This is a genomic window from Janibacter sp. CX7, assembly GCF_024362365.1.
Lineage (GTDB): Bacteria > Actinomycetota > Actinomycetes > Actinomycetales > Dermatophilaceae > Janibacter.
Window position 1 is genome coordinate 294,046 of the sequence record NZ_CP101464.1, and the last position, 19,913, is coordinate 313,958.

Consider the following 19,913-nt stretch of genomic DNA (forward strand, 5'->3'; position numbering starts at 1 on the left):
GCTGCGCGGAACTACGCTGGTGCACGTGTGGCGTACCGACCGACGGGTGAGCTGGAGCATGGTCTCCCTCGTGGCCTCCCTGTGCGGCGCGCTCCTGCTCGCCGCGGTGATCTGGGTGCCGCCGGCGCTCGGCCGTGACTCCGGCCTGCGGCCGGTGCAGCCGGGCCTGCTCGTCGTGGCCCCCGAGGCGGGCGGCGTCGTGACCCTCGGCGAGGGCCGCGCGGTCCAGCTCGACGACACCGGGCTGCGGGTGACCTCGCGGGGCAACACCCTGTTTCGCACGGTCCGCGGCGGCTCGCCGCTGTCGGCCCTCCTCGGCGACGTCGAAGGACGCGGCGAGGGGCGCAGCGAGCAGATCACCCACACGCTGAGCGACCTCGAGGTCGACCGCCTGTCGATCCGCGACGGCGAGGTCACCTGGTCGGGCCGGCTCACCGGCGACGACCGCAGCCTGCCGGTCACCCTCACCGTGCGTCTCGAGGGGGTGCTCATCACCCTCACCGCCACGGCGAAGGGGGCGGATGCCGTCGTCGTGCACTCGCACCAGGAGCTGGCGACCCGTGGTCGCCAGCCGGGGCTGCCGGAGCGCCTGCTGCGCAAGCGGGCGTGGTGGGTCGGCCCGGGGGCGGCGCCCGTCGCGGACGCCTACTCGACGCAGCTCGGCACGACGATCGGGATCGGTCCGCGAGGGACCGCCCGCGGCGTCGATCTGCGTCGGATGGGTCACACCGACCTGCACGTGTGGTCGCCGTCGGCGACAGTGGCCATGACCAGCTATCGGAGGACGGTGGAGGAGTGACGCAGCAACGCATCCGGCGGGTGGCGATGGTCTCGGTCCACACCTCGCCCCTGGCCCAGCCCGGCACGGGCGATGCCGGGGGGCTCAACGTCTACGTCGTCGAGTCGGCCCGCGAGCTGGCCGCGCGGGGCGTCGAGGTCGAGATCTTCACCCGCCGCACCGCCGCCGACCTGCCCGACGTCGTCGAGATGTTCCCCGGCGTGACCGTGCGGCACGTCGACGCCGGGCCCTACGAGGGCCTGGCCAAGGAGGACCTGCCGGGGCAGCTGTGCGCCTTCGCCGCGGGCATCTTGCGCGAGATCGCGCGGGTGCCCCAGGGGCACTACGACGTCGCCCACTCGCACTACTGGCTCTCCGGCCAGGTCGGCTGGCTCGTCGCCGAGCGCTGGCAGGTGCCCCTCGTGCACACGATGCACACGATGGCGCGGGTGAAGAACCGCCAGCTCGCCGACGACGACGTGCCCGAGCCGTCCGGCCGGGAGATCGGCGAGGACCAGGTCGTCGACATCGCCGACCGGCTCGTCGCCAACACCGACCGCGAGGCGAGCGAGCTCGTCGACTACTACGGCGCCGACCCGGACAAGGTGGTCGTCGTGCCGCCGGGGGTCGACCTCGAGACCTTCGTCCCCGGCGACCGTGAAGAGGCCCGGGCCTCGCTCGGGCTCGCCGACGACGCCGTCGTCCTGCTCTTCGTCGGTCGGATCCAGCCGCTCAAGGCGCCCGACGTGCTCGTGCGCGCCGCCGCCGAGCTGCTCGAGCGCCGACCCGAGCTGCGAGAGCGGCTCGTCGTCGCGGTCGTCGGAGGCGTGTCGGGCCGCGGGCTCGCGGCGCCCGACCGGCTCGAGCGCCTCGGCGAGGAGCTCGGGGTGGCCGACGTGCTCCACCTGGCCCCGCCGGTGAGCCGTGCCGGGCTCGCGCAGTGGTACCGCGCCGCCGACGTCGTCACGGTGCCCTCCTACACCGAGTCCTTCGGCCTCGTCGCCGTCGAGGCGCAGGCCTCGGGCGCCGTCGTCCTCGCCGCCGACGTCGGCGGGCTGCCGACGGCCGTCGGCGACGCCGGCGTCCTCGTGGCCGGTCACGACCCGAGCGTGTGGGCCGACGAGCTGCTCGCCGTCCTCGACGACCCCGACCGGGCGAGCGACCTGCGCCGCCGGGCGCGCGCGCACGCCGAGGGATTCGGCTGGGCGGTGACCGTCGACCGGCTCCTCGACGTCTACGCCGATGCCGTCGCCGAGCGCGAGTCGCTCTCCGCCGACACCCTGACCGACGAGCCCCTGGAGGTGGCCCGATGACCGAGCAGCCCGAGCACGCACCCACCCCCGACCCGGACGAGGCCCGACGGGCTCTCGACGTCGTCAGCCGCGTCGTGACCGACGCCGGACTCGAGCACGAGGCCGGGGCCCGTGACGGCGAGCTCGTCGTCACCCTGCCGGGGGAGAAGAAGCTCAAGACCGTCGTCTCCCTCGTCGTCGGCGAGCGGGCCCTGTCCGTCTCGGCCTTCGTCATCCGCAACGCGGACGAGAACCACGCGCAGTTCTACCGCCACCTGCTCCGGCGCAACCTGCGCATGCCCCTGCTCGCCTACTCGATCGACGCCTCCGGCGACGTCTACGTGGGCGGGCGGATCCCCCTTCACGCGGTGACGGAGGAGGTCGTCGACCAGGTGCTCGGCGTCGTGCTCGAGGCCGCCGACGGGCCCTTCAACGAGCTGCTGCTCCTCGGCTTCCGCAGCTCGATGCAGAAGGAGTGGGACTGGCGCGTCTCGCGCGGCGAGTCGCTGCGCAACCTCGAGGCCTTCCGCTCCGTCCTCGAGCGGACGGACGGGTCCGCGCCGGAGTGACCGGCGTCGATACGCTGGCCCCATGTCGACTCTGATCCTGCTGCGCCACGGCCGTTCCGACTGGAACGAGAAGAACCTCTTCACCGGATGGGTCGACGTCGACCTCATCGACAGGGGCCGCGAGGAGGCCGTCCGCGGCGGCCAGCTCATCAAGGAGTCCGGTCTGCTGCCGGACGTCGTGCACACCTCCGTGCTCCGCCGGGCGATCACCACCGCCAACCTCGCCCTCGACGCGGCCGACCGCCACTGGATCCCGGTGCGTCGCGACTGGCGGCTCAACGAGCGCCACTACGGCGCCCTGCAGGGCCTCGACAAGGCTGCGACGCGGGACAAGTACGGCGACGAGCAGTTCATGCTCTGGCGGCGCAGCTTCGACACCCCGCCGCCGGCCATCGAGCCGGACGACGAGTTCGCCCAGACCGACGACCCGCGCTACGCCGACCTGCCCGAGGTCCCGCGCACCGAGTGCCTCAAGGACGTCATCGCCCGCCTCATGCCCTACTGGGAGGGGCCGATCCGCGAGGACCTCGCCGCCGGCCGCACCGTCCTCGTCACGGCCCACGGCAACTCCCTGCGGGCCCTGGTCAAGCACCTCGACGGCATCAGCGACGAGGACATCGCCGGGCTCAACATCCCGACCGGCATGCCCCTGGTCTACGACCTCGGCGAGGACTTCATGCCGACCCGCCCGGGCGAGTACCTCGACCCCGAGGCCGCGGCCGCGGAGGCCGCTGCGGTCGCCAACCAGGGTCGCTGACCGCCGGACGACAGCGAGAGGGCCCGCCGACGTGCAGTCGGCGGGCCCTCTCGTGTGCTCGGCAGGCGAAGGGGGTCAGTCCCGCTCCGCCTCCTCCGCGAGGTCGATGGCGCCCGGGTCACCGGTGACGAGGAAGCCGACCCGACGGGCGACGGTGACCGCGTGGTCGCCGAAGCGCTCGTAGTAGCGGCTCAGCAGGGCGACGTCGACGGCGCTCGTCGTGCCGTGCTGCCACGCGCCCTCGGCGAGCCGGGTGAACATCTCGCGGTGGTGCGTGTCGAGCTCGTCGTCGGTGGTCTCGATGTCCCGGGCCTGCGCGAGGTCCTGGGTGCGGATGACCTGCCCGACGCGGGCGACGAGGTCCTCGGCGATGCCGCCCATCTCGGCGAAGGTCGCGGCGATCTCGTCGGGGACGGCGTGCTCGGGGTAGCGCATGCGCGCGACCTGGGCGACGTGGCGCGCGAGGTCGCCCATGCGCTCGAGGTCGCCGGACATGCGCATCGAGGCGACGACCGTGCGCAGGTCGCTGGCGACCGGGGCCTGCCGCGCGAGCAGGTCGACGGAGCGCGCGTCGAGGTCGTTGCGCCGGGCGTCGATGTCCTGGTCGGACTCGATGACGCGCTCGGCGAGCTGGACGTCGGCCTCGAGCAGCGCGCGGGTGGAGTCGCGGATCGCGGTGCTGACGAGCTCCGAGAGGGAGACGAGGTCGTCGGCGATGGCCTCGAGCTCGTCGTGGAAGACCTGGCGCATGGCGCCCCCTTCGATGGGTGTTGGCAGTGTCGCTGGTGACTGTCTACGCGGCACGGGTGAACGTCGTCGGGCGCGCAGGTGAACATCGCGGGCGCGCCCCGGCACCGGTCGCTGCCCGGTCCCAGCATGCCCCACGGGAGAAGTACGCTCGGTGACGTGGAGCCAACGACCGCGGCAATTCTCGGGGGTGCTGCCGGCCTGCTCATCGCCTTCCTCGTGTGGGCTGCGATCACGATGAGCGACCGGGAGCGTGCCGTGGACCACGCGCCCGAGCCCGAGGTGCCGAAGGGGGTCGGTGACGTCCTCGCCGTGCTGCGCTCCTCCGGTGTCGTCCTCGACCACGAGGGCCGGGTCCTGTCGAGCTCGCCCGCAGCGGTCTCCTACGGCCTCGTGCGCCACGGCCGGCTCGTCGAGCCGGCGATCCGGGCGATGGTCGACAAGGCCGCCCGCCACGGCGTCATCGAGGAGCAGGAGCTCGAGCTGCGCCGCCCGGGGATGAGCACGACGACCTACGTCGCCGCCCGCGTCGCCCCGCTCGGGGCGCGCCACCTGCTGCTGCTCGTCGACGACCAGTCCCAGGGCCGCCGCGTCGAGGAGACCCGCCGCGACTTCGTGGCCAATGTCAGCCACGAGCTCAAGACGCCGGTCGGCGGCATCTCGCTGCTCGCCGAGGCGGTCATGGACGCCAAGGACGACCCCGAGGCGGTCGACCGCTTCGCCCGCCGCATGCAGGGCGAGGCGACCCGGCTGTCGAGCCTCATCCGCGAGATCGTCGAGCTCTCCCGGCTGCAGGGCACGCCGGTCCTGCAGGACCCGCCGCTCGTCGACGTCGAGGACGTCGTCGCGCTCGCCCTCGAGCACCTGCGCATCGAGGCCGAGGCCAAGGACATGACCCTGACCGACAAGGTCGCCGAGGACCTCTACGTGCGCGGTGACCAGGACATGCTCGTCACCGCGGTGCGCAACCTCGTCGGCAATGCCATCTCCTACTCCGAGGCCGGCACGGCCGTCGGGGTGGGGGCGCGCCTGCACGGCGACACGATCGAGATCGCCGTCACCGACCAGGGGCCGGGCATCCCCGAGCCGGAGCAGGCGCGCATCTTCGAGCGCTTCTACCGCATGGACGCCGCGCGCTCGCGGGCCACCGGCGGCACCGGTCTCGGCCTGTCGATCGTCAAGCACATCTGCGCCAACCACGGGGGAGACGTGCGCGTGTGGAGCGACGGGTCGCAGGGCTCGACCTTCACGATCCGCCTGCCCGCCGCCCCCGAGACCCTCGACGCCCACGGCGTCGAGCTGGAGCTCGCCGGCGACGACGCCCCCGATGCGGCCTCCCCGGCCGCCGAGACCCCTTCCCCCACCCTCACAAAGGAGCCCCGCTGATGACACGCATCCTCGTGGTCGAGGACGAGGTGTCCTTCTCGGACCCCCTGTCGTACCTGCTGCGCAAGGAGGGGTACGACGTCGAGGTCGCCGAGACCGGTCCGGACGCCATCACGGCCTTCGACTCCGACGGCGCCGACCTCGTGCTGCTCGACCTGATGCTGCCGGGCCTGTCGGGCATCGACGTCTGCCGATCGATCCGGCAGAAGTCCAACGTGCCGGTCATCATGCTCACCGCCAAGGACGGTGAGATCGACAAGGTCGTGGGCCTCGAGATCGGTGCCGACGACTACGTGACCAAGCCCTACAGCTCGCGCGAGCTGCTCGCCCGGATCAAGGCGGTGCTGCGACGCAACAGCGAGCCCGAGGAGCTGCTGCCCGCGACCATCGAGGGCGGGCCCGTGCGCATGGACGTCGACCGGCACGTCGTGGCCGTCGACGGCACCCAGGTGCAGCTGCCGCTCAAGGAGTTCGAGCTGCTCGAGATGCTCCTGCGCAATGTCGGTCGGGTGCTCACCCGCGTGCAGCTCATCGACCGCGTGTGGGGCAGCGACTACGTCGGCGACACCAAGACGCTCGACGTCCACATCAAGCGGCTGCGGGCCAAGATCGAGCCGGACCCGGCCAAGCCGGTGCACATCGTCACCGTCCGCGGACTGGGCTACAAGTTCGAGGCCTGACCTCCCCTTCGGTCATGACGACGAGAGGCCGGCACCCGATGGTGTGCCGGCCTCTCGTCGTGCGAAGGGGGAGTGCTCAGTGGCCCTCGGACTCCGACTCGCTCTCGCTGTGGGTCTCGGAGGGGGTGGGGGTCCAGCCCTCGGGGGCGTCGGTCTCGTAGTAGCCCTCGGGGTCGAGGACCGGGACGCTGACCGGGGTGGCGGAGCCGCCGGTGCTGATCTCGACGTCGGTCATCTCGCCCGGGCCGGCCTTGACGGACTTCAGCGTCAGCTCGGCCTTGTCCTTGCCGCCGAGGGTGACCGCCTGGTGGGCCGGGATCTTGGCCTGCACCTTGCTGCTGCCGGCCGTGACGGTGAAGGTCATGTCCTTGCCGGTCTCGTTCTCCACGGCGCCGGTGACGACCGCGTCGCCGCCCGCCTCGCCGCTGACCAGGGCGAGGTTGCGCACGTGGGCGCCCTCGAGGTCGACGGACACACCATCGGTGATCGACTGGGTCTTCGCCGTCTGGAAGGGGGAGTTGACCGAGCAGCCGGCGGTGCCGGCGGCGAGCAGGGCCGCCAGGGCCACGACAGGGGTGCGGGTGAGGAGGTTGCGCTTCACGGGGCACAGCCTAGCGGGGGCGTGCGCGTGGGATGCGCCGGGCCACGGCTCGTGCTCTCCACGCGCGCGCGAAGGGGCATTGTGGCGGGGCTGACGGCTGTGCGACCCACGACACGCCGTGATAATCTGGAGGTCGCGAAAGGGGAAATCTCCACATGGTTTTCAAGGTCGGCGAGACGGTCGTGTACCCCCACCACGGGGCTGCTCTGATCGAAGAGATCAAGATTCGAAAGATCAAGGGCGAGGACAAGCAGTACCTCAAGCTCAAGGTGGCCCAGGGTGACCTGACCATCGAGGTGCCCGCCGAGAACTGCGACCTCGTGGGTGTCCGCGACGTCGTGGGCAAGGAGGGTCTGGACCGCGTCTTCGAGGTGCTGCGCACCCCGCACGCGGAGGAGCCGACCAACTGGTCGCGCCGCTACAAGGCCAACCTCGAGAAGCTGGCCTCCGGCGATGTCATCAAGGTGGCCGAGGTCGTGCGCGACCTGTGGCGCCGCGAGAAGGACCGCGGCCTCTCGGCCGGCGAGAAGCGCATGCTGGCCAAGGCCCGCCAGATCCTCGTCTCCGAGCTCGCGCTCGCCGAGAAGACGGACGAGGACAAGGCCGAGGTCATCCTCGACGAGGTCCTCGCGTCCTGAACGACTCACTGCTGACGCAGTCCGACGCCCACACCGATCACGGTGTGGGCGTCGTCGTCGTGGCCGCCGGGTCCGGCACCCGACTCGGGGCCGACCGCCCCAAGGCCTTCGTCGAGATCGAGGGCGTGACGATCCTCGAGCGTGCGGTCTCCGGGGTGCTGCAGGCTCCCGTCGACGAGCTCGTCGTCGTCGTGCCCGAGGACCTCGTCGCGGAGGCGACCGAGCTGGTCGACCCCCTGCGTCCGAAGGGGGTCGACGTCACCGTCGTCGCCGGCGGCGCCGAGCGCACCGACTCGGTCGCGGCCGGCCTCGCCGCACTCGGCGAGGACGTCGACGTCGTGCTCGTCCACGACGCGGCCCGCTGCCTGACTCCCGTCGCCGTCTTCGAGCGGGTGCTCGCCGCCCTGACCGCGGGTGCCGCCGGTGCGATCCCCGGGGTGCCCGTCGTCGACACGATCAAGGTCGTCGACGCCGCGGGCGTCATCACGGCCACCCCGCTGCGCGAGTCGCTGCGCGCGGTGCAGACACCACAGGGCTTCGACCGGGCGGTGCTCGTCGCCGCCCACGCCTCCGGCGCCGTCGCGACCGACGACGCCGCGCTCGTCGAGGCCCTCGGCCACGACGTCGTCGTCGTCGAGGGCGACCTGCTCGCGATGAAGATCACGACCGTCGACGACCTCGCCCGCGCCGAGCGCCTGCTCGCCACCGCCGACTGACCCCGCCTGCTCCCCCCCAACTCTGCAAAACCCTAGGGTTTTGCAGAGTTGTGTGCGCAAGACCCTAGGGTTTGCAGAGTTGGGGGCGGCCAGGTGGGCGCGGACGGCCAGGGCCGCGGCGCGGCCGGCGCGGTTGCCGCCGATCGTGCTCGCCGAGGGCCCGTAGCCGACGAGCTGCGTGCGGGGGTCGCGGGCCGCGGTCACCGAGGTCTGCACGTCCCGTGATCCCGGCAGCAGGGCGATGCCGCCCTCCGCACTACGCAGACCCAGCGGCGCGAGGTGGCGCACCGCGGGGCGAAACCCGGTGGCCCACAGGATCGCGTCGAAGCGCTCGGTGCTGCCGTCGGCCCAGCGCACCCCGTCGCGCTCGATCCGCTCGAACATCGGCCGGCGGCGCTCGTAGACCCCGGTCCGCGCCGCGGCCATCTCCTGGGGGCGCAGCGAGAGCCCGGTGACGGAGACGACGCTCGCCGGGGGTCTCCCTTCGCGCACCCGCTCCTCGACCATCTCGATCGCTGCCCGGCCGGAGAACTCCGTCGTCCACACCGGCGGCCGGCGCGTCACCCACTGCACGTGCGCGATCGTCGCGAGCTCGCCGATGAACTGGACGGCCGAGGCGCCGCCCCCGACGACGAGCACGCGCATGCCGCGGAAGTGCTCGCGCCCCGGGTAGGCGACGGTGTGCCACTGCTCCCCGGCGAAGTCGCGCTGCCCGGGGTAGGTGGGGACGAAGGGGTGGGTCCACGTGCCCGTCGCGTTGACGAGCGTGCGCGTCGTCCACGTGCCGACGTCGGCGTGCACGACGAGCAGACCGTCGTCGTCGGTGACCCGCTCGACGCGGACCGGGCGCAGCACGGGCAGGTCGTGCGACTGCTCGTAGTCGTCGAACCAGCAGGCGATGACCTCGTTGGCCCGCTCGGTGCTCTCGCCGGGCGCGGGCGCATCGGGCAGGTCGGCGACGCCGTGCACGTCGGCCATCGTCAGCGAGTCCCACCGGTGCTGCCAGGCGCCGCCGGCGTGCTCGTTGGCGTCGAGCACGACGTGGTCGATGCCGAGCCGGCGCAGGTGGTGGCTCGCCGAGAGCCCGGCCTGACCGGCACCGATGACGAGGGAGTCGAAGGGGGTCACGCTGCGTCCAACGCAGGTGCGGCCGCGGTTGATCCCGGCTGCGAGACTGTCGCCATGAGTGCACACGAGGTCGCCCGGCTGCCGCGCACCGGGATCGGTGTCGACGTCCACGCCTTCGCCGCGCCCGACTCCGGGCGCGAGCTGTGGGTCGGCGGGCTGCTGTGGCCCGGCGAGGTCGGTCTCGAGGGGCACTCCGACGCCGACGTCGCGTGCCATGCGGCGTGCGACGCGCTCTTCGCCGCGGCCGGCATCGGTGACCTCGGCCAGCACTTCGGCACCGGGCGCCCCGAGCTCGAGGGCGCCTCTGGCGCAAGGCTGCTGGCCGAGGCCGCGCGTCTGGTGCGCGAGGCGGGCTTCGAGATCGGCAACATCGCGGTGCAGGTCATCGGCACCCGGCCCAAGATCGGCACCCGTCGTGACGAGGCGCAGCAGGCGATGTCCGCTGCCTGCGGAGCGCCGGTCAGCCTCAGCGGCACGACGACCGACGGGCTCGGGCTCACCGGTCGGGGCGAGGGTGCGGCTGCGATCGCGACCGCCCTCGTCGTCGCGGTCGCCTAGACGCCCGCGCTCAGCCCAGGCGCGCGGCGAAGGCCTCGGTCACCGGACGCCACGCGGCCTCGATGGCCGGCTGCGCCTGCTCGACGGCGGTCAGGGCTGCGGGCACGTCGACGCCCTCGACCTCGGGCGCCCCGGCGTCGGAGGCCGCCCAGGCCGTGACGATGTCGAGGTCGGCCTCGGGGTGGCCCTGGACGCCCCAGACGGTCGGGGCGAGCCGGGCGACGAGCAGGTCGCCGCGCTCGTTGTCGGCGAGGGCGACCGCGCCCTCGGGCAACCGGGTGACGATGTCGTCGTTCCACTGCGGCACGGGCGCGCCCGCCGCCGCAGCGAGCACGGCGTCGTCGGCGAGCTGGTCGGTGCTGCCGACGGTGAGCACGCCGATGGTCCTGCCACCGGGGTTGCGCCCGACCTCGCCGCCGAGCGCGACGGCCGCGAGCTGGTGGCCCAGGCAGATGCCCAGTGCGGGGGTGCCCCCCTTCGCCGCGGTGCTGATGAGATCACGCACGGCCGGCAGCCACGGGGCCACCTCGTCGTCGCGGCAGCCCATCTGGCCACCGAGCACGAGCAGGCCGTCGTGCCCGGAGAGGTCGGCAGGCAGCGCCTCGCCGGCGTAGGGCCGGCGCACGTCGAGCTCGACCCCGGCGTCGCGAAGCCATGTCCCGACCCGGCCCGGCGGGCAGGTCGTCTGGTGCTGGACGACGAGCAGGCTCATCGCGACGTGCCCTGCGTGCCGCGGCGGCCCGAGACGGCGCCGGCGCCGAGGAGCGCCAGGCCCACGACGTTGAGCACGAGGGTGGGCAGCGAGACGATCCAGTAGGCGCGGTAGAAGCCGTCGAGCTGGTAGAGCATGAAGGTGCCCACGACGCTCACGGCCTGCGCGGCGAGGAGCGCGGCGACGCCGCCGACGACGAGCTTCCACCACATCCCCTCGTCACGACGCAGCAGCGCCCACCCGCCGATGACCAGTGCCGTGATGGCCAACGGCGCGGCCCAGCCCACCTGCGTGATCAGGTGGCGGAAGGCGAAGTCGAGTCCCATGGGCAGACCCTATGTCGCGGCCGTCACGTCATGGGCCAAGATGGGGCCTGAGAGCCGGGCCACCGGCCCCCGCCAGCGAAGGAGTCGCACCGTGCCGCAGACCGTCAAGGCAGTCATCGCTCGCTCGAAGGGAGTCGATGTCGAGGTCGTCGACATCGTCGTCCCCGACCCCGGCCCGGGAGAGGCCGTGGTCAAGGTCCAGTCGTGCGGGGTGTGCCACACCGACCTGCACTACCGCGAGGGTGGGATCAACGACGAGTTCCCCTTCCTCCTCGGCCACGAGGCCGCGGGTGTCGTCGAGGCTGTCGGCGAGGGGGTCACCGAGGTGGCGCCCGGTGATTTCGTCATCCTCAACTGGCGGGCGGTGTGCGGTCAGTGCCGCGCGTGCCGGAAGGGCAAGCCGCAGTACTGCTTCGACACGCACAACGCGACCCAGAAGATGACCATCGCCGAGACCGGCGAGGAGCTGACCCCCGCGCTGGGTATCGGCGCCTTCGCCGAGAAGACCCTCGTCGCTGCGGGGCAGTGCACCAAGGTCGACGGGGACGCCGACGCGGCGGCCGTGGGCCTGCTGGGCTGCGGTGTCATGGCCGGCTTCGGTGCCGCGGTCAACACCGGTGAGGTCACTCGTGGTGAGTCGATTGCGGTCATCGGGTGCGGTGGTGTCGGTGATGCGGCGATCGCGGGCGCGAAGGTTGCGGGTGCGACGACGATCATCGCGGTGGACATGGATCCGCGGAAGCTGGAGATCGCCAAGGGCTTCGGTGCCACGCACACCGTGGATGCGAGCGCCGAGGACACGGTCGAGCGCATCCGTGAGCTGACCGGCGGCTTCGGCGCCGACGTGGTCGTCGAGGCGGTCGGCCTGCCGCAGACCTACGAGCAGGCCTTCTACGCCCGCGACCTCGCCGGGCGCGTCGTGCTCGTCGGCGTCCCGACCCCGGACAAGGAGGTCACCCTCCCGATGATCGAGATCTTCGGCCGCGGCGGTGCCCTCAAGTCCAGCTGGTACGGCGACTGCCTGCCGAGCCGCGACTTCCCGATGCTCGTCGACCTCTACCGCCAGGGGCGCTTCGACCTCGACGCCTTCGTCACCGAGCGGATCGGTCTGGGCGACATCGAGTCGGCCTTCGACAAGATGCACTCCGGTGATGTGCTGCGCTCGGTGGTGGTCCTGTGACCGCGCGCATCGACAAGGTCGTCACCTCGGGGAGCTTCGAGCTCGACGGCGGCTCGTGGGAGGTCGACAACAACGTCTGGCTCGTCGGCGACGACGCCGAGGTGATCGTCATCGACGCCGGGCACGAGGCCGCCCCGATCCTCGAGGCGGTCGGTGACCGCACCCTCAAGGCGATCGTCAGCACCCACGCCCACAACGACCACGTCAACGCCGCGGCGCAGGTCGCCGAGGCGACGGGCGCGCCGATCCTGCTGCACCCGGACGAAGCACCGCTGTGGCGGATGACCTACCCGGACCGTGCTCCCGACGGCGCGCTCGCGCACGGCCAGGTCATCACCGTCGCCGGCACCGACCTCATGGTGCTGCACACTCCCGGCCACGCACCGGGCGCCTGCTGCCTGCACGCCCCCGAGCTCGGGGTCGTCTTCTCCGGTGACACCCTCTTCCAGGGCGGCCCCGGCGCGACGGGGCGGTCGTACTCCGACTTCCCGACGATCGTGGAGTCCATCCGCAACAAGCTGCTGACCCTCCCTTCGGAGACCACCGTGCACACCGGCCACGGCGATGACACGACGATCGCCGCCGAGGCGCCCCACGTGCAGGAGTGGCTCGACCGGGGGCACTGAGCCGCAGGGTCAGGCCGCGAGTGCCGGGAAGCAGACCGTCACGAGCATCGCCATCTCGACGATGGCGAAGGGGGCACCCAGCCATCGGACCACTGCGGCCTGGCTCTCGTCGGCCCCCGCGCGGGCGAGGGTCTCCTTGTCGGGGGCCAGGCCGGACCGGCTCGGCAGGACGTTGGCGACGACCGGGCCGAGCGGCACGAGGATCGCCACGAGCAGGCCGCCCAGCGGCCACGTCCGGTACGTCGTCTCCTCGCGGACGGCGAGCACGACGAGCCCGCTCATCAGGAGGATCGTGATGAGGACGCCGTGCAGCAGGAGCACCCGCGCGGCCGTGCGCCACGCGCCCGAGCCCGGGCGAAACCACAGCCGCGTGAGCTGACGCCCGAAGGCGATGCCCACGCCGAGGGACCAGAGGCCGAGGAGCACGGCGAGGGTCACGGCCGCCCACGACGGCATCTGGGTCGTCACGGGGCCAAGGTAACCACCTGCGCCCGTTAGCCTTGGGCCCGTGACCCTGCAGCTCTTCGACACCGCCACGCGCGAGCAGCGCGACTTCGTCCCCGTGACCCCCGGCCGGGTGGGGATGTACATCTGTGGGCTCACGACCCAGGGCGCACCGCACATCGGTCACCTGCGCTTCGCCGTCGCCTTCGACGTGCTGCGCCGCTGGCTCGTGCGCGGTCACGGCTACGACGTGACCCTCGTGCGCAACGTGACGGACATCGACGACAAGATCCTGCGCAAGGCCGCCGACACCGACGAGGAGTGGTGGGCGCTCAGCTATCGCAACGAGCGCTACACGAGCGAGGCGCTCGACCTGCTCGGAGTGCTGCCGGCGACCTACGAGCCGCGCGCGACCGGGCACATCACCGAGATGGTCGAGCTCATCGACCTGCTCGTCGAGCGCGGCCACGCCTACCCGGCGGCCGACGGCAGCGGCGACGTGTACTTCGACGTCAAGAGCTGGGCCGACTACGGCGAGCTGAGCCACCAGGGGCTCGACGACATGGTCGCGGCCGAGGACGCCGACCCGCGGGGCAAGCGCGACCCGCGCGACTTCGCGCTGTGGAAGGGCCGCAAGGCCGAGGAGCCGGCCACGGCGAACTGGCAGACCCCCTACGGCGAGGGGCGCCCCGGCTGGCACCTCGAGTGCTCGGCGATGGCCCGCAAGTACCTCGGCGACACCTTCGACATCCACGGCGGCGGCATCGACCTGCGCTTCCCCCACCACGAGAACGAGCAGGCCCAGTCGCGTGCCGCCGGGCTCGACTTCGCCCACTACTGGCTGCACAACGGCTGGGTGACGGTCAAGGGGGAGAAAATGGGCAAGTCCCTCGGCAACGCCCTCGAGGTCCAGCAGCTGGTGCAGGAGCACGACCCGCTGACCGTCCGCTACTTCCTCACCGCGGCGCACTACCGCTCGATGATCGAGTACCACCCCGGCTCCCTCGAGGAGGCGGGCGCGGCGGTCGAGCGCATCGCCGGTTTCCTGCGGCGGGCCCTGCCCGGCCAGACGGTCGTCGAGGCCGACCCGGCCGTCGAGCTGCCCGCCGACTTCGCCGCGTCGATGGACGACGACCTCGGCGTCGCCGGCGCGCTCGCGGTGATCCACGAGGCCGTCCGTGCCGGCAACACCGCCCTCGACGAAGGGGGTCGGGACGAGGCCGCGGAGATCGCCGCCACCGTCGTCGCGATGACCGACGTCCTGGGCATCAACCCCCTGTCGGCGACGTGGGGCGGTGCCGGTGGCAGCCGCGAGGAGGAGCTCACCGACGCCCTCGACGCCCTCGTCCAGCTGCAGGTCGAGGCGCGCGCCAAGGCGCGTGCGGCCCGTGACTACGACACCGCCGACCAGATCCGCGACGCACTCACCGCCGCGGGCATCACCATCGAGGACACCCCGGGCGGCGCCCGGTGGAGCCTCGGCAAGAAGGAGCACTGATGGCCGGCAACAGCCAGCGACGTGGCGCCGTGCGCCGCAGCGGGTCGAAGAAGGGCGCCCAGGTCGGCTCCGGCGGTCAGCGCCGCCGCGGCCTCGAGGGCAAGGGCCCGACGCCCAAGGCGAGCGACCGCCCCAACCACAAGGCCTACAAGATGTCGAAGGCCGCCGACAAGCGCGCCTCCGGCCGCCCGGGCCCGACGCGCAAGAAGTCCGGCTCCACCGAGGTCGTCGCGGGCCGCAACTCCGTGCTCGAGGCGCTGCGCACCGACGTGCCGGTGTCGACGATGTACGTCGCGAGCCGCATCGACAGCGACGACCGGGTCAAGGAGGCGCTCACCCTCGCCGCCGAGGCGGGCATCCCGATCATGGAGACGCCCCGCACCGAGCTCGACCGGATCACCGATGGCGCGGTCCACCAGGGCATGGCGCTGCAGGTGCCGCCCTACGACTACGCGCACCCCAAGGACCTCGTCGACTCGCAGATCCCGGGCACGCCGCTCATCGTCGCCCTCGACGGCATCACCGACCCGCGCAACCTCGGCGCGATCGTCCGCTCGACGGCGGCCTTCGGCGGCCACGGCGTCGTCGTGCCGTCCCGCCGCAGCGCGGGCATGACCGCCTCGGCGTGGAAGACCTCGGCCGGCGCGGCCGCCCGCGTCCCCGTCGCCCAGGCGGCCAACCTCGTGCGGGCGCTCGAGGACTACCGCAAGGCGGGCTTCTTCGTCGTCGGCCTCGACATGGACGGCGACGTCGAGCTGCCCGGCCTCGAGCTGGCGACCTCGCCGCTCGTCGTCGTCGTGGGCTCGGAGGGCAAGGGCCTCTCGCGCCTGGTCCGTGAGACCTGCGACCAGATCGTCTCGATCCCGATGAGCAGCAGCGTCGAGTCGCTCAACGCCGGCCTCGCCGCGGGCGTGACCCTCTACGAGATCGCCCGCCTGCGCACGGCCGCCCGCTGACCTGACCCGCCCCCTTCGCTCTCGGCTCCGGGGGTGCGGCTGCTCGCGGGAGCCCGCTGGCCACTGCTCGACAGGACAAACACCCCCTTCGCAAGGGTTTGGAACTCATGCGAAGGGGGCGATTTCCGGGTCACCCGGAAATCATGGGGCTGGTGTGGCGAGCGCCGTCAGGACTTGTCGACGTGCACGACGTGCGTGTGGCCGGCGATGTCGGCGAGCGTGCGGTCGTCGTGGTCGACGAGCATCCAGATCCAGCTGATGATGCCGGCGAACTGGTGGACGAGCTCGCGCAGCGCCGCCGGCCCGAGCCGCGGCACCGCGCCGGTCTCGGCATCGACGATGCGCAGGCCGGTGAGCCGCTTGCCCAGGCTCTGCCCGGTGCGGGTCACCCGCCACACCCGGTTGTAGGCGACCATCGCCAGGGCCGTGACGACCGACAGCATCATGAGGACGACGCCGAGGGTGACCAGGGCGGTGGACCCGGTGCCCGGCACGCTGCAGCCGTTGGTGCCGTAGAGCGTGCAGTACTCCCGCTCGGGCAGGCCCTGCACGAAGCAGATGATGCCGATGACGAGCGGCACGAGCCCGGCGAGGGAGACGAGCAGGCTGTCGACGACGCCCGGCAGGATCCGGTCGCCGAAGCTCGCGCTGCGGCCGAAGCGCTGCTCCACCCAAGCGCGCGACCCCGGCCGCATCGGGTCGCTCCCCGTGACGAAGGGAGGGGCCGCGGGCTGCTGCAACGGGTCGGGCACGGTCATCTGGTCTCCCCCGGGTCGACGACGGGCAGCATCTGGGTGTCGGCACCCAGGACGGACTGCTCGTCGGGCTTGCTCGGCAGGACCTCTCGCAGATAGGCGGCGATGGCGTCCTCGATGGGCACATCCTGCCCCAGCCGCTCGGCCATGTACCACCGGTGCTCGAGGATCTCGTGGAAGATCTCGGCGGGCTCGAGCTTCGCCCGCAGCTCCGGCGGGATCCGCCGGGTCGTCGGCTCGTAGACGCGGGTCAGCCAGTCGTGGGCGACGAGCGACTCGTCGTCATTCTGCCGGTCCAGGGCGGCGCGGTAGGAGTCGAGGTCGTTGAGCAGGCGGCGGGCCTGGTTCTCCTCGACGTCGAGGCCGGTGAGGCGCAGCAGGCGCCGGCTGTGGTGGCCGGCGTCGACGACCTTGGGCTCGATGCGCAGGTGGGTGCCGTCGAGGTCGGTCGTGATGGCCAGCTCGTCGACGTCGAAGCCCAGGGCGTTGAGCCGGCGGATCCGCTCGTCGACCCGCCACCGCTCGCCCGCGTCGAACCACTCGTCGCCGGTGAGCTCCTGCCACAGCCCGCGGTAGCGCTCGATGATGTCCTCGGCGATGGCGAGCGGGTCGAGCCCCTCGGGGAGGTAGCCGGCGGCGGCCAGGTCCATCATCTCGCCGGCGATGTTGGTCTCGGCGAGATCGAGGTCGTGCTCGCGCTGCCCGGTGCTCAGCCGGTCGTGCAGCTCACCGGTCTCGGCGTCGACGAGGTAGGCGGCGAAGGCGCCCGCGTCGCGGCGGAAGAGCGTGTTGGACAGCGACACGTCGCCCCAGAAGAAGCCGGCGAGGTGCATCCGGGCGAGCAGCGCGGCGAGGGCGTCGGCGAGGCGGACGGCGGTGTCCTCGCGCAGGTTCTGGCTGAAGACGATGCGGTAGGGCAGGGAGAACTGCAGGTGCCGGGTCACGAGGCAGGCGTCGAGCGGCTCCCCGTGGGCGTCGGTGCGCCCGGAGACGACCGCGAGCGGCTCGACGCACGGCAGGTCGAGGCGGCGCAGCTGCCGCAGCAGCCGGTACTCGTTGCGGGCGAGGTCGGCCTTGATCTCCTTGACCGCGACGATCCCGCCGGACAGCCGCGCGAAGCGCACGACGTGCCGCGAGATGCCGCGCGGCAGCGCGGCGAGCCGCTCGGCGGGCCAGTCCTCGAGCGGCACCGACCACGGCAGGTCGAGCAGGGCCGGGTCGGGCCGGGCGGCTGAGATGTCGAGGGGCACGGGTCCTCCCTTTCGCGGGTCCGGGTGGGCCCATCCGCCCAGTGTGGCGCAGCCGCCTCAGCGAAGGGAGGCAAGCGTCGCGAGGATCTCGGGCACGGCCGTGGCGTCGTCGACCCGGGCACTCGCGGCGGTCTCGCCGGCCCCGACCTTGATCCCGAGGTCACCCTCCCCGAGCACGGCGAAGGCGTGCTCGTCGGTGACGTCGTCGCCGAGGTAGACGGTCGCGTCGACCCCGAGCGCGCTCGCGAGCTCGCGCAAGGCGGTGCCCTTGTCGGCCCGCAGCACGCTCAGCTCGTGCACGCCCTTTCCGGCCAGGTGGGTGACACCGGGGGCGGCGGCGGCCTCGTCGGCGATCGCGGCAGCCGTAGGCAGCACGTCGTCGGGCAGGCCCCGGGTGTGCAGCACGACCGCAGCGGGCTTGTGCTCCAGGCGGATTCGCGGCTCGCGGTCCGCGACGGCGGCCTCGACGGCCCCGCGTAGTGCGGCGATCGCGGCCGCGGTGCCCTCGGGCAGGTCGCCGCCCCGGCTCGACTGGGCGCCGTGGCTGCCGATGCGGGTCACGGTCGACCCGGCGAGCCCGGTGAGCTCGTCGAGGGTCGCCAGGTCGCGCCCGGAGACGACGGCCGACCACGTCGCCGGGGCGGCCGCCAGCGCGGTGAGCGCCTCGAGCGTGCCCGGCTGGGCCCGGGAGTCCATCGGGTCGACGACGAAGGGAGCGAGCACCCCGTCGAAGTCCGTGGCGACGAGCAGCCGCGGCGCGGCCGCGACCGCGGCCAGGGCCGTGGTGAGCTCCTGCGGCAGGGGCACGTCAGGCCCCCTTCGTGCCGGGCTTGTGCGGTGCCGTCTCGAGGTTGGTGAGGAAGCGGTCGGCCCACCGCTGCACGTCGTTGTCGGCGACGCGGCGGCGCAGCGCCCGCATGAGGCGACGCCGCTCCTTGTCGTCGGTGCGCAGGGCCCGCAGGATCGTCTGCTTGAGCCCCTCGATGTCGTGGGGGTTGCAGACGAAGGACTGGTGCAGCTCGTGCCACGCGCCGGTGAACTCGCTGAGCACGAGGGCCCCGCCGTTGTCGTGGCGGCAGGTGACGTACTCCTTGGCGACGAGGTTCATCCCGTCGCGCAGCGGGGTCACGAGCATGACGTCGGCCGCCTGGAAGAGCGCGGCCATCTCCTCGCGCGGATAGCTCTGGTGCAGGTAGTGCACGGCCGGGGCGCCGAGCGCGCCGTAGGTGCCGTTGATCCGGCCGACGGTCGTCTCGACCTCGGTCCGCAGCCGCTTGTAGGCCTCGACCCGCTCGCGGCTCGGGGTCGCGACCTGGACGAAGGTGACCTCCGGAGGCCGCAGCGTGCCCTGCGCGAGCAGCTCCTCGTAGGCCTTGAGCCGGTGGCGGATCCCCTTCGTGTAGTCAAGCCGGTCGACGCCGAGCATGACGATGTCGGGGTTGCCGAGCGAGGTGCGGATCTGCCGCGCCCGCTCCTGCACGGGCTCGCTGCGGGCGAGCTCCTCAAGGCCGGAGGCGTCGATGCTGATCGGCACGGCGGAGGCGCGCACGACCCGCTCGGTGCCGTCCGCGTCGCGCGTGGTCACCGTGTCGCCGCGGGTGGCGCGGCCGTCGAGCCGGCGGGCGGCGCGCAGGAAGTTCTGCGCGTCGGCGACCCGCTGGAAGCCGAGGTAGTCGGCGCCGAGCAGCCCCTCGATGATCTGCGAGCGCCACGGCAGCTGGGCGAAGAGCTCCACGGGCGGGAAGGGGATGTGGTTGAACCACCCGATCCGCACGTCGGGCCGCATCCTGCGCACGAGCGCCGGCACGAGCTGCAGCTGGTAGTCGTGGATCCAGACCTTCGCCCCGGGTGCGGCGACCTCGCACACCGCCGCGGCGAAGCGCTCGTTGACCCGCTCGTAGGCCTGCCACCACTCGCGGTGGAAGTGCGCCGGGACGATGACGTCGTGGTAGATCGGCCAGAGCGTGTCGTTGCTGAAGCCCTCGTAGTAGGTCTCGAGCTCGTCGGCGGACACGGGCACGGGGTGCAGCCACATGCCGGCCTCGGCGAAGGGGGCGGGAGCCTCGCCGGGCTCGCCGGCCCAACCGACCCAGGCCCCGTCGCGACCCCGCATCACCGAGTCCATCGCGGTGACCAGGCCGCCGGGGGAGCGGTGCCACTCCTCGCTCCCGTCGGCGGTGAGGACCCGGTCCACGGGCAGGCGGTTGGCGGCGATGACGAGGTCGTACGTGCGCTGGGTCGTCACGGGGGTGCACCTCCGGGGCTCGATGTCCCCACCCTATGTGCCCGCGCTCGACCTTCCCTCGGCGGTCCCGG

At 72.6% G+C, this 19,913-nt stretch carries 22 protein-coding genes and 1 pseudogene; 13 read left to right on the top strand and 10 right to left on the bottom strand.

The window, feature by feature from the left end; all coding sequences use genetic code 11:
- The first annotated feature begins 25 nt into the window (after positions 1-25).
- The 4 genes from NMQ01_RS01495 to NMQ01_RS01510 are packed head-to-tail and all read left to right on the top strand — an operon-like array spanning position 26 to position 3,396.
- Positions 26-799: a hypothetical protein gene (locus NMQ01_RS01495; RefSeq protein ID WP_255185128.1), complete on the top strand. Its 774-nt coding sequence runs from the start codon at positions 26-28 to the stop codon at positions 797-799.
- Positions 796-2,091 carry a D-inositol-3-phosphate glycosyltransferase gene (gene mshA, locus NMQ01_RS01500; protein ID WP_255185129.1) on the top strand — a complete coding sequence of 432 codons (1,296 nt, stop codon included), beginning with the start codon at positions 796-798 and terminating at the stop codon, positions 2,089-2,091. The genes NMQ01_RS01495 and mshA overlap by 4 nt, the downstream gene beginning before the upstream one ends.
- Positions 2,088-2,639: a YbjN domain-containing protein gene (locus NMQ01_RS01505; protein ID WP_255185130.1), complete on the top strand. Its 552-nt coding sequence runs from the start codon at positions 2,088-2,090 to the stop codon at positions 2,637-2,639. Before mshA ends, NMQ01_RS01505 begins: the two co-directional genes overlap by 4 nt.
- Positions 2,640-2,661: 22 nt before the next feature.
- Positions 2,662-3,396 (top strand): phosphoglyceromutase, encoded by a 735-nt coding sequence (locus tag NMQ01_RS01510; RefSeq protein WP_255185131.1) that lies wholly within the window; start codon positions 2,662-2,664, stop codon positions 3,394-3,396.
- Positions 3,397-3,471: 75 nt separating this feature from the next.
- On the opposite strand, the gene phoU is transcribed toward NMQ01_RS01510, so the two are convergent.
- Complete coding sequence (gene phoU / locus NMQ01_RS01515) at positions 3,472-4,146, bottom strand: phosphate signaling complex protein PhoU (RefSeq protein WP_255185132.1); 675 nt, start codon at positions 4,144-4,146, stop codon at positions 3,472-3,474.
- A 156-nt stretch (positions 4,147-4,302) separates the two neighbouring features.
- On the opposite strand from phoU, the gene NMQ01_RS01520 reads away from it, so the two are divergent.
- Positions 4,303-5,529 carry a cell wall metabolism sensor histidine kinase WalK gene (locus tag NMQ01_RS01520; protein ID WP_255185133.1) on the top strand — a complete coding sequence of 409 codons (1,227 nt, stop codon included), beginning with the start codon at positions 4,303-4,305 and terminating at the stop codon, positions 5,527-5,529.
- The gene (locus tag NMQ01_RS01525) at positions 5,529-6,209 is read left to right on the top strand and encodes a response regulator transcription factor (protein ID WP_255185134.1); all 681 of its coding nucleotides are present in this window, start codon (positions 5,529-5,531) and stop codon (positions 6,207-6,209) included. Before NMQ01_RS01520 ends, NMQ01_RS01525 begins: the two co-directional genes overlap by 1 nt.
- Before the next feature lie 76 nt (positions 6,210-6,285).
- On the opposite strand, the gene NMQ01_RS01530 is transcribed toward NMQ01_RS01525, so the two are convergent.
- Positions 6,286-6,810: a hypothetical protein gene (locus NMQ01_RS01530; RefSeq protein ID WP_255185135.1), complete on the bottom strand. Its 525-nt coding sequence runs from the start codon at positions 6,808-6,810 to the stop codon at positions 6,286-6,288.
- A gap of 155 nt (positions 6,811-6,965) precedes the next feature.
- Here NMQ01_RS01530 and NMQ01_RS01535 point away from each other — a divergent pair, with 155 nt between their 5' ends.
- Together NMQ01_RS01535 and ispD are read left to right on the top strand one after the other, a co-directional pair.
- A complete protein-coding gene (locus NMQ01_RS01535; protein WP_007927253.1) occupies positions 6,966-7,448 on the top strand; it encodes a CarD family transcriptional regulator in 483 nt (160 codons plus the stop codon).
- Positions 7,449-7,507: 59 nt separating this feature from the next.
- Complete coding sequence (gene ispD / locus NMQ01_RS01540; protein ID WP_255186300.1) at positions 7,508-8,164, top strand: 2-C-methyl-D-erythritol 4-phosphate cytidylyltransferase; 657 nt, start codon at positions 7,508-7,510, stop codon at positions 8,162-8,164.
- 252 nt (positions 8,165-8,416) lie between these two features.
- Here the strand turns inward: ispD and NMQ01_RS01545 are convergent.
- Positions 8,417-9,403, bottom strand: a pseudogene (locus tag NMQ01_RS01545) (NAD(P)-binding domain-containing protein); the annotation flags it as partial.
- On the opposite strand from NMQ01_RS01545, the gene ispF reads away from it, so the two are divergent.
- Positions 9,347-9,850, top strand: coding sequence for a 2-C-methyl-D-erythritol 2,4-cyclodiphosphate synthase (gene ispF, locus NMQ01_RS01550; protein ID WP_255185136.1), 504 nt, complete (start codon positions 9,347-9,349; stop codon positions 9,848-9,850). The pseudogene NMQ01_RS01545 and the gene ispF sit on opposite strands and share 57 nt — an antisense overlap.
- 10 nt (positions 9,851-9,860) lie before the next feature.
- Here the strand turns inward: ispF and NMQ01_RS01555 are convergent, their stop codons facing one another.
- On the bottom strand, positions 9,861-10,562 hold the full coding sequence (locus NMQ01_RS01555; RefSeq protein WP_255185137.1) for a type 1 glutamine amidotransferase: 702 nt from the start codon (positions 10,560-10,562) through the stop codon (positions 9,861-9,863).
- Positions 10,559-10,888, bottom strand: coding sequence for a hypothetical protein (locus NMQ01_RS01560; protein ID WP_255185138.1), 330 nt, complete (start codon positions 10,886-10,888; stop codon positions 10,559-10,561). The genes NMQ01_RS01555 and NMQ01_RS01560 overlap by 4 nt, the downstream gene beginning before the upstream one ends.
- Positions 10,889-10,979: 91 nt before the next feature.
- Here NMQ01_RS01560 and NMQ01_RS01565 point away from each other — a divergent pair, with 91 nt between their 5' ends.
- Together NMQ01_RS01565 and NMQ01_RS01570 are read left to right on the top strand one after the other, a co-directional pair.
- Entirely contained in the window at positions 10,980-12,068 is a 1,089-nt protein-coding gene (locus tag NMQ01_RS01565) for an S-(hydroxymethyl)mycothiol dehydrogenase (RefSeq protein ID WP_255185139.1), read from the top strand.
- A complete protein-coding gene (locus NMQ01_RS01570) occupies positions 12,065-12,694 on the top strand; it encodes an MBL fold metallo-hydrolase (RefSeq protein ID WP_255185140.1) in 630 nt (209 codons plus the stop codon). Before NMQ01_RS01565 ends, NMQ01_RS01570 begins: the two co-directional genes overlap by 4 nt.
- Positions 12,695-12,703: 9 nt before the next feature.
- Here the strand turns inward: NMQ01_RS01570 and NMQ01_RS01575 are convergent, their stop codons facing one another.
- Positions 12,704-13,162: a hypothetical protein gene (locus tag NMQ01_RS01575; RefSeq protein ID WP_255185141.1), complete on the bottom strand. Its 459-nt coding sequence runs from the start codon at positions 13,160-13,162 to the stop codon at positions 12,704-12,706.
- Between the two features lie 40 nt (positions 13,163-13,202).
- Here NMQ01_RS01575 and cysS point away from each other — a divergent pair, with 40 nt between their 5' ends.
- Positions 13,203-14,636, top strand: a complete 1,434-nt coding sequence (gene cysS, locus NMQ01_RS01580; RefSeq protein WP_255185142.1) for a cysteine--tRNA ligase — start codon at positions 13,203-13,205, stop codon at positions 14,634-14,636.
- On the top strand, positions 14,636-15,592 hold the full coding sequence (gene rlmB / locus NMQ01_RS01585) for a 23S rRNA (guanosine(2251)-2'-O)-methyltransferase RlmB (RefSeq protein WP_255185143.1): 957 nt from the start codon (positions 14,636-14,638) through the stop codon (positions 15,590-15,592). The genes cysS and rlmB overlap by 1 nt, the downstream gene beginning before the upstream one ends.
- Positions 15,593-15,759: 167 nt before the next feature.
- On the opposite strand, the gene NMQ01_RS01590 is transcribed toward rlmB, so the two are convergent.
- From NMQ01_RS01590 to NMQ01_RS01605, 4 genes are read right to left on the bottom strand one after another with little or no spacing between them, the layout of a single operon-like run.
- A complete protein-coding gene (locus NMQ01_RS01590; protein ID WP_255185144.1) occupies positions 15,760-16,350 on the bottom strand; it encodes an RDD family protein in 591 nt (196 codons plus the stop codon).
- Positions 16,347-17,597, bottom strand: coding sequence for a DUF4032 domain-containing protein (locus tag NMQ01_RS01595; RefSeq protein ID WP_255185145.1), 1,251 nt, complete (start codon positions 17,595-17,597; stop codon positions 16,347-16,349). Before NMQ01_RS01595 ends, NMQ01_RS01590 begins: the two co-directional genes overlap by 4 nt.
- 57 nt (positions 17,598-17,654) lie before the next feature.
- On the bottom strand, positions 17,655-18,404 hold the full coding sequence (otsB, locus tag NMQ01_RS01600) for a trehalose-phosphatase (protein WP_255185146.1): 750 nt from the start codon (positions 18,402-18,404) through the stop codon (positions 17,655-17,657).
- Position 18,405: 1 nt separating this feature from the next.
- Positions 18,406-19,842, bottom strand: a complete 1,437-nt coding sequence (locus tag NMQ01_RS01605; protein WP_255185147.1) for a trehalose-6-phosphate synthase — start codon at positions 19,840-19,842, stop codon at positions 18,406-18,408.
- Positions 19,843-19,913 lie beyond the last annotated feature (71 nt).